An 8,127-nucleotide genomic window follows, 5' to 3' on the forward strand; every position below is an offset into this window, starting at 1 on the left:
AGATGAAAGATAAACACGCCCTAAAAACTTTGCCTTATTTTTCAGCTTCAACTTTTTCAATCAAATGCTCAACCACGTTAAGCATTTCAGTCATCCCACCTGCCAGGGGTGCATCAGTAAAATAACGTCCATCGACGATAATGACTGGAACACCCTGAACGCCAGATGTTTGGCTGATGATCAATGCTTTTTTTACGTTGGTTTTGACAGTAAACGAATTCATCGTTTCAACGAATTTCTCACGATCAATGCCCTGCTCTTCAACAAAGTCGAGCAAACGATCTTCGGTATCCAGACGACGCTTATCAATATGAATCGCATTAAACAATGCTTTGTGCAGTTTTTCGGAATCACCCGTTACTTGTGCAGCATAAAACACTCTTGCCAACTGCAACCAGCTGTCACGGAAAATAGCCGGAACCTGAGTAAATTTCACGTTTTCAGGCAAGGTTTCTTTCCATTGCATGATTTGTGAATCCAAAGTAAAGCAATGTGGGCAGGAGTACGAAAACAACTCGATGACTTCAATTTGTTCATTTGAAGTATTTTTCGCCATACGCTCAGTGGTTGGCTTGTAGTGATCGCCCTCTTTGTAGCTTGCTGAATCAGCTGCCACAGAAAATGGCATTAGCAATACCGCTGTGGTGAGTAACAAAGCACGAATTGATCTCGTCATTTCAATATCCTTAAATTTTTTAATTACAAACTGCCGTAAGAATGAAGTCCAGACAGAAACATATTGACACCCAGAAAGGCAAATAAGGTCACGAACAAGCCAACAATTGCCCACCAGGCCATTGGGTTACCATTCCAGCCTTTTGTCATACGCATATGCAACCAGGCGGCATAGTTCAACCAGACAATCAATGCCCAGGTCTCTTTCGGATCCCATGACCAGTAACCGCCCCATGCTTCAGCGGCCCAAAGTGCCCCCAGAATCGTCGCCACTGTAAAAAAGGCAAAGCCCAGGGCAATGCTTTTATACATTAAATCATCCATCAACGTCAGTGATGGCATGGCTTTAACAAAACCACTGTCTGGATTTTTTTCACTACGCCAGCTGACCAGTAAATAAGCAATACCGATCATGGCCGCCATGGCAAAGGTACCGTAACCTATAAAATTGGCTGGTACATGAATTTTCATCCAGTAGCTTTGCAATGCTGGCACCAGCGGCTGAATTTCGTGGGCATTGCGTTCAAACGCATACCAAAGTTGAAATATCACCGCTGCAGAGATAACCAGCAAGACGAATCCACCCAGACTACGCACTTGATAACGACGTTCATAAAACAGATACAGTAAAGCCGTTACCACGGCAAACAGAATAAAGACCTCGTACAGATTGCTGACAGGAATGTAACCAATATCGGCGCCCATCATGTGAGTTTCACGCCAGCGAACCATCAGCCCCGTCATACCAAAGGTCGTTGCAATCCAGGTAAATGCACTACCCACTTTTTCGGTATAGTCAGACCGGAAAATCAACCCACCAAAATAGGTGAATGTGGCTGCGATAAAAAACACACTCATCCACATGATGGCTGACTGGCTGGCCAGCATGTATTTGAGCAATCCATTCGTTTCAGCAGCCTCCAGATTGGTTCCGTATAACTGCAAGGCAATTAAACTGAGTATGGCAACAGCAATAGCGTGACCGCGGAAGCCGGGCCAATTATTGCCGACAAAGCCCATGCTGATACCGGTAAAAATCAGGATTGAGACCTCATATACATCCAGGACTTGATGATATACAGACAAAATACCAATGGTTGCCAGTAATAAAAGTGCATACCACCACCATGTATGAGCAGCAGGTTTTGTCATGAGTTCAGTGTTCGTTGTCATAGGTTTCTCATACTCTTTAACGCTTTCATTAAGAACCTGGCTCCAGGTTGGAGTTCCCGGTTTTAGTTGCTAAATCAGTTTTTTGCTCGTTGAAAAATGTATCAAACTCACGGGCATTTCGATTTGTCGAGCCTGCCAATATAACTTCCGTGTGCTCAGCACCCTGTTCCACCCATGCCCATAAGCGTCTCTGTGGAAGATAGAACAGTAAAAACACACCGATTATCAATAGTGCACAACCGAAATACACCACATTTTTTCCTGGCGCTTTGGCAATTTGCAGTCCGGTCGATTGAACATGTTCAAAATCAGTCAGCTGCAAAAACACCGGTGAACCGTATCTTGATAAGGTGCCAATTGTATCCACACTATCCTGTAAAAACAGTAACTGATCATTGGTTACTGTTTGTGGATTAATGCCATCCATGCTGAAGTAAATCCGTGCCAGCATCTCCCGTAACATTCCCAGATATGCAGGCGCCAGATTGTCACGCTCGGCGTCAGGAAGATTGTTATCAATAAAATCCCTGACCTCATCAAAACCACCTCTGACAAACATGGTAATCAATGTTTCGAGCGTTTGCTGCAAACTGGCTTCAAGAGCTTCATCTCGTTCTGGCAACATGGCCAGCGCTTCTGTCATCATCGAATTGGCAATATCTGATACCAGCTCTTCATCACGCAATAATGCTGAATAATTCAAGAACTGCTGCAAGGTGCCATCTTCATCTACAGGTAAATAGAGATAGGCAAAGGATTCTGCAGGGCTATTTCGAACACCACTTAAAAAGTATTCTCGACCATCACGCTCAACCGGAAACATGTAGTTTTCGTATTCTCTGGCTTCACCAGTCTCAGTACGTAACTTAAAGGTAAAATTAGGACCAAAATCACGTAAATTTCGATCATCTTCTTCTGTTGGATCAGGGTTGATATTAAACGGACGGAAACTGGTCATTTCCAGCTGCATGGTTTCTTCTCCCCACAGCATTTGACGATTTTCAAATACTTTGGTTTGGATAGAAACAGGTTCTGTCCCGGCACGGCTATCAAGAGGCCATGCATCGATACTAAGCGAAGAACCACCGTCACTGAAACTAGATTGATAGATCGAATGGCCTCGATAAATTAAAGGATGGTTTACCGCAATAGTAGATTCAAAGGGTTCTGCCAGTTGATCATCGTGAATCACCAAGTCCGATTCAAAAGATTTTGGTTGGCCGTTAGGGTAATGTTCGATTCGGAAATCTTTTACTTCAATACGAAAAGGGAGGGCTTGCAACAAGTAACCGTCACGAATCGGTAAAAAAACCACTTCAGACGCTTTGCCTTCCGGGATACTGACACTTCCCCTGAACCCCTGCCCTCCAACTGCAAGACGACTTTCTGCAGGGATTTCTCGGATCGAAAGATCACGGGTCTCAATTTTGATCTCACCGCGCCATTCAGCAAGTTTTAATGGCATGTTGCTATCAAACAGACCGCCAATACAAATCACCACAATAGCAATATGCGTAAACAGGTAACCCAGACGGTTCATACCACCACGCATAGCTGATATTAATACTGCATCATCCTGTTTAACCGTTTGCCGGCTGCGAAAACCCAGCTTTTTGAATTGCTGTTGCAGTTCATTCGCCACTGTCGCCATTGAAGAGTTTGATTGCCACTGTGCACTGTGATGCATGGCTTTTAAGGATTTTTTCTGCACATTGGTGCGTAGCTGCCACATTTCTTTAGCCATCGCCGGAAAATGACGAATAACACAAACCGATGTGGAAATGACCAGTAGAGCAAGTATGGCTAAAAACCATAAAGCGCTGTAGACGTCATAAAGCCCAAGCTGTTCAAATACCTCAAACCAGAAAGGACCGAATTTAATGACATAATCAGCATAGGGCTGGTTTTGCTGTAGAACTGTGCCGATAACAGAGGCAATGGCAAGTGTCAGCAATAACGTAATTGCCAACTCCATAGAGCCTAGAAATAAAAATAATCGGCGAGAGTAGCTGTTGTGGGAATGATCTTTCGTGGTAACTTCAGACATGAAATTGCTCAAACATGAGCCGATGAGTTACTCCGGTGCAATCAGAATCATTGTCACCGGAGCTTATCAGCAATTAATGCAGACCGGATAAATAAGCGGAAACCGCTTTAATTTCTTCCTCAGTCAACTTGGAAGCAATGTCACGCATCATCCCATTAGGATCGTTATGACGTTCACCATTGGCAAAAGCGTGTAATTGCGATTCTGTATAGGCACGATATTGAGCAGATAGTTTCGGCCATTTCGCCGCGGGCATACCACTACCATTTGGACCATGGCATGCCATACAGGCAGGCACCCCGGATTCGCTATTGCCACCACGATAAATTTGTTTTCCCAGTTCCAGCAAGTCTTCGCTCACGGCGCCCGGCGAGGTTTCTTTACTGGCAAAATAAGCCGCCAAATCAGCCATATCCTGTTCCGACAGGTTTGCCACCATCGGTGCCATTATGGCGTTTTCACGTTCACCGCTTTTGAATTCGACTAGCTGCTTGTAAAGGTAACTGGCATGTTGTCCAGCCAGTTTTGGGTATAGATCAGAAGGGCTGTTACCATCAGCACCGTGACAGGCAGCGCACACAGCTGATTTTGTTTTGCCAGCGGAAATGTCACCTGCGGCAAAAACAAGTGGTGAACTCGATACTGCCACCCCAAACACCACTGCAAAAATAAATTTTTTCATTGTCGTTCCTGGCTACTAACTTTCGGATACAAAACTTTCGGTATGCTACTCTTATTGGCACTTTTTTGCACCTGGAAAGACTGACATGTCAGAGTTATACCGAAGCGCACATTATACTGTCAGCGCCACACAATTGTCTCAACTGCCACCTGATTCAGGTTTCGAAGTGGCTTTTGCGGGCCGCTCAAATGCCGGAAAATCCAGCGCAATCAACACCATCACTGGAATCAAAGCGCTGGCGCGAATCAGTAAGACACCAGGAAGAACGCAAATGATCAATTTTTTTCATCTGGACGATGAAAGAGCCATGGTTGATCTTCCCGGTTATGGTTATGCCAAAGTCCCGGAAAAGATGAAGCTTAAATGGCAGGCCACTTTAAGCAAATACCTGGAAACGCGCCAATCATTGCGCGGATTAATGCTGATGATGGATATTCGACATCCATTAAAAAACTTTGACCTACAAATGCTGGATTGGGCAAAACAGGCTGAGTTGCCGATTCATATTTTACTCACCAAGTCGGATAAGTTGGGACGCGGTGCCGGGGGCAATACCCTGCAACAGGTCCGTAAAGAATTAAAAGATGCTGGTTTAGAAGCATCCGTACAATTATTTTCCTCTTTGAATCATCAGGGACGTGATGAAGCGATTCAGGTACTTGATAATTGGTTTGAATTATCGACCGCCGAACAGCAGTAGAATATTTTTTTCTGATCGCTGAAAATTTATGCTTCAGGTGATGGCAGATATCATCACTCTCTGCTAACGTTTACGGCATTGGGACATGCAGTACTAACATACAATTTCCAGTTCAATGCTGAACCTGCCGCTTATTGGCAATGTTGCCAGAGCTGGCTCCCCATCCACGTTTTTTTCCATAACGATGCCCATTCAAGGATTCCGCTATGACGCCAAGATATACTCCGATTACCACCCCGTTGCCTGAACTTTATCAGACATCAAAACTGGGAATGAATACGCTTGCATTAACTGAGGATTTCAAACGCTATTTCGGCATTTATCTTGGCCAGGACAAAGGATGTGCTTCAGGTCATTATCTGTATGCGGCGATGGCCCATACACTGCGTGACCGGTTGTTTGAAAGAATGAAAAATACCAAACATACCTACGCCGAATCGCGCTGCAAACAAGCCTATTACCTGTCCATGGAGTTTTTAATGGGCCGTGCCACTGGCAACGCCGCTTTAAACCTGGGCATTGAAGAGCCTTTGAAAAAAGCGCTGGTCAATCTGGGGCTTGAATACGAAGAACTTGCCGAATTTGAACATGATGCCGGTTTGGGTAATGGTGGTCTCGGTCGTCTGGCTGCGTGTTTTATTGATAGCTGTGCGACCCTGCAATTGCCGGTTACCGGATATGGCCTGCGTTATGAATATGGCATGTTTCAACAAAAAATAGTGAATGGCAACCAACAGGAAATGCCGGACCACTGGTTGCGTGATGGAAATCCATGGGAGCTTGAGCGCCCTGAATACACTCAGCGAGTCAAATTCGGCGGACATACCGAGTTACATCGCAACAGCAGTGGCCAAATGGAAATGCAGTGGGTTGATACCAATGATGTGCTGGCTGTCCCCTATGACTTGCCTATCCCCGGCTATCAAAATGGTACCGTCAATCGTTTGCGGTTGTGGAAAGCAGCAGCTACCGATGAGTTTAACCTGGAAGATTTTAATGCCGGTTCTTATACCGAAGCGGTTGCTGCGAAAAATGAAGCTGAAAATATCAGCATGGTTTTGTACCCAAACGATGCCAGTGAAAATGGTAAAGAACTTCGCTTGCGCCAACAGTATTTTCTGGCCTCAGCCAGTCTGCAGGATATTCTGGATTACTGGGTTAATACCCATGATGGCAACTTTGAAAATTTTGCCGATAAAAACGTCTTTCAGCTGAACGATACTCATCCTACTGTTGCCGTTGCAGAGCTGATGCGCCTGCTAATGGATGAACATCAATTAGGCTGGGATAAAGCCTGGCAAATCACCACCAAAACCATGGCCTACACCAACCATACTTTGTTGCCCGAAGCTCTGGAACGGTGGCCAGTAAACCTGTTTGGTCGTCTACTCCCCCGCATTCTGGAAATAATTTACGAAATCAATGCGCGTTTCCTGCGTGAAGTTGCCAATCATTGGCCTGGCGATAAAGCTCGACTGGCACGCATGTCGATTATTGAAGAAGGGGCACAGCAACAGGTTCGGATGGCTCATCTGGCCATTGTCGGCAGTTTTTCTGTGAACGGGGTTGCCGCTTTGCATTCCGAGTTACTGAAAAAAGGCTTGTTTGAAGACTTTTATCAGTTGTGGCCGGAAAAATTTAACAACAAAACTAATGGTGTGACCCAGCGGCGTTGGATGGCCTGGTGTAACCCGGTATTAAGTCAACTGATTAACGAAACCATTGGAGATAAATGGATCACCCGCCTCACCGAGCTGGAAAACCTCGCTCCACTGGCGCATGACAAAGATTTTCAGAAAGCCTGGCACAATGCCAAATATGAAAATAAAAAACGTTTGGCTGCACTGGTTGAAAAACAATGTGGCGTGGTATTTAACCCCGAAGCCATGTTTGATATTCAGGTTAAACGCATTCACGAATATAAACGTCAGCTGTTAAATGTTTTGCATGTCATTCATCTTTATGACCAGATCAAGCGTGGTCAGACAGAAGGCCTGCCCAAACGCTGTGTTTTATTCGGTGGTAAGGCAGCCCCCGGCTATGTCATGGCAAAACAAATTATCAAGCTGATTAATAATGTTGCTGATGTTGTAAACAATGATCCAGATGTGGGTGACTGGCTGAAAGTGGTATTTTTCCCTAACTATCAGGTTTCTGTTATGGAAGTCATTTGCCCCGCAGCAGATTTATCGGAACAGATTTCAACAGCCGGTAAAGAGGCTTCGGGTACCGGCAATATGAAATTTATGATGAATGGTGCGATTACCATTGGTACGCTGGATGGCGCAAATATCGAAATTCGTGAAGAAGTTGGTGATGACAACTTTTTCCTGTTTGGTTTATCTGAAGAAGAAGTTGCAGAAAAACGTGGGCATTATAATCCGCAGTCTATTATTGAGAATGATGCTGATTTGAAACGTGTGGTGGACCTGTTAACCGGCGGACATTTCAATCAGTTTGAGCCGGGCTGTTTCGACAACATTATAAATGCCTTTACCAGTTCAAATGACCCCTGGATGACCGTAGCAGATTTTCGCAGTTATATAGATGCTCAGCAGCAGGCCGGACAGGCTTATCTGGATAAAGAACGCTGGACAGCGATGAGTATTGTCAATGCAGCTAATAGCGGTAAATTTTCGACTGACAGAACCATGGAAGAATACAATCAGGGTATCTGGAAACTGGAAAAAATTGCTCCCCATCCAGATAGCTGATGCTGGAGATGAAAACCCCACTGCCATTAACTGTAAAAGTATATTGGCAGTGGGTTTCTGTTTTGCCAGTGGTTTAAGACTGGCAAAGTCAGTATAATTCGCGCTGTCAGCAAACACAAAGCGCCTGTAGCTCAGT

Annotated in this window: 6 protein-coding genes; 2 read left to right on the forward strand and 4 right to left on the reverse strand. The window is 44.9% G+C overall.

The genetic code is table 11. The features are described from left to right. Positions 1–34 precede the first annotated feature (34 nt). The 4 genes from B3M51_RS01240 to B3M51_RS01255 form a co-directional block, all read right to left on the reverse strand. Positions 35–676, reverse strand: coding sequence for a thiol:disulfide interchange protein DsbA/DsbL (locus B3M51_RS01240; RefSeq protein WP_292756283.1), 642 nt, complete (start codon positions 674–676; stop codon positions 35–37). A gap of 23 nt (positions 677–699) precedes the next feature. Further along, complete coding sequence (gene ccsB, locus B3M51_RS01245; protein ID WP_292482518.1) at positions 700–1,848, reverse strand: c-type cytochrome biogenesis protein CcsB; 1,149 nt, start codon at positions 1,846–1,848, stop codon at positions 700–702. Between the two features lie 28 nt (positions 1,849–1,876). Then, on the reverse strand, positions 1,877–3,895 hold the full coding sequence (locus tag B3M51_RS01250; protein ID WP_292756285.1) for a cytochrome c biogenesis protein ResB: 2,019 nt from the start codon (positions 3,893–3,895) through the stop codon (positions 1,877–1,879). Positions 3,896–3,968: 73 nt separating this feature from the next. Beyond that, the gene (locus B3M51_RS01255) at positions 3,969–4,577 is read right to left on the reverse strand and encodes a c-type cytochrome (RefSeq protein ID WP_292756287.1); all 609 of its coding nucleotides are present in this window, start codon (positions 4,575–4,577) and stop codon (positions 3,969–3,971) included. An 85-nt stretch (positions 4,578–4,662) separates the two neighbouring features. Here B3M51_RS01255 and yihA point away from each other — a divergent pair, with 85 nt between their 5' ends. Both yihA and B3M51_RS01265 read left to right on the forward strand, forming a co-directional pair. After that, positions 4,663–5,277, forward strand: coding sequence for a ribosome biogenesis GTP-binding protein YihA/YsxC (yihA, locus tag B3M51_RS01260; protein ID WP_292756289.1), 615 nt, complete (start codon positions 4,663–4,665; stop codon positions 5,275–5,277). A 206-nt stretch (positions 5,278–5,483) separates the two neighbouring features. After that, positions 5,484–7,991, forward strand: coding sequence for a glycogen/starch/alpha-glucan phosphorylase (locus B3M51_RS01265; RefSeq protein WP_292482510.1), 2,508 nt, complete (start codon positions 5,484–5,486; stop codon positions 7,989–7,991). Positions 7,992–8,127: the final 136 nt, after the last annotated feature.

It is taken from the genome of Methylophaga sp. UBA2689 (assembly GCA_002354555.1).
Taxonomy (GTDB): Bacteria; Pseudomonadota; Gammaproteobacteria; order Nitrosococcales; family Methylophagaceae; genus Methylophaga.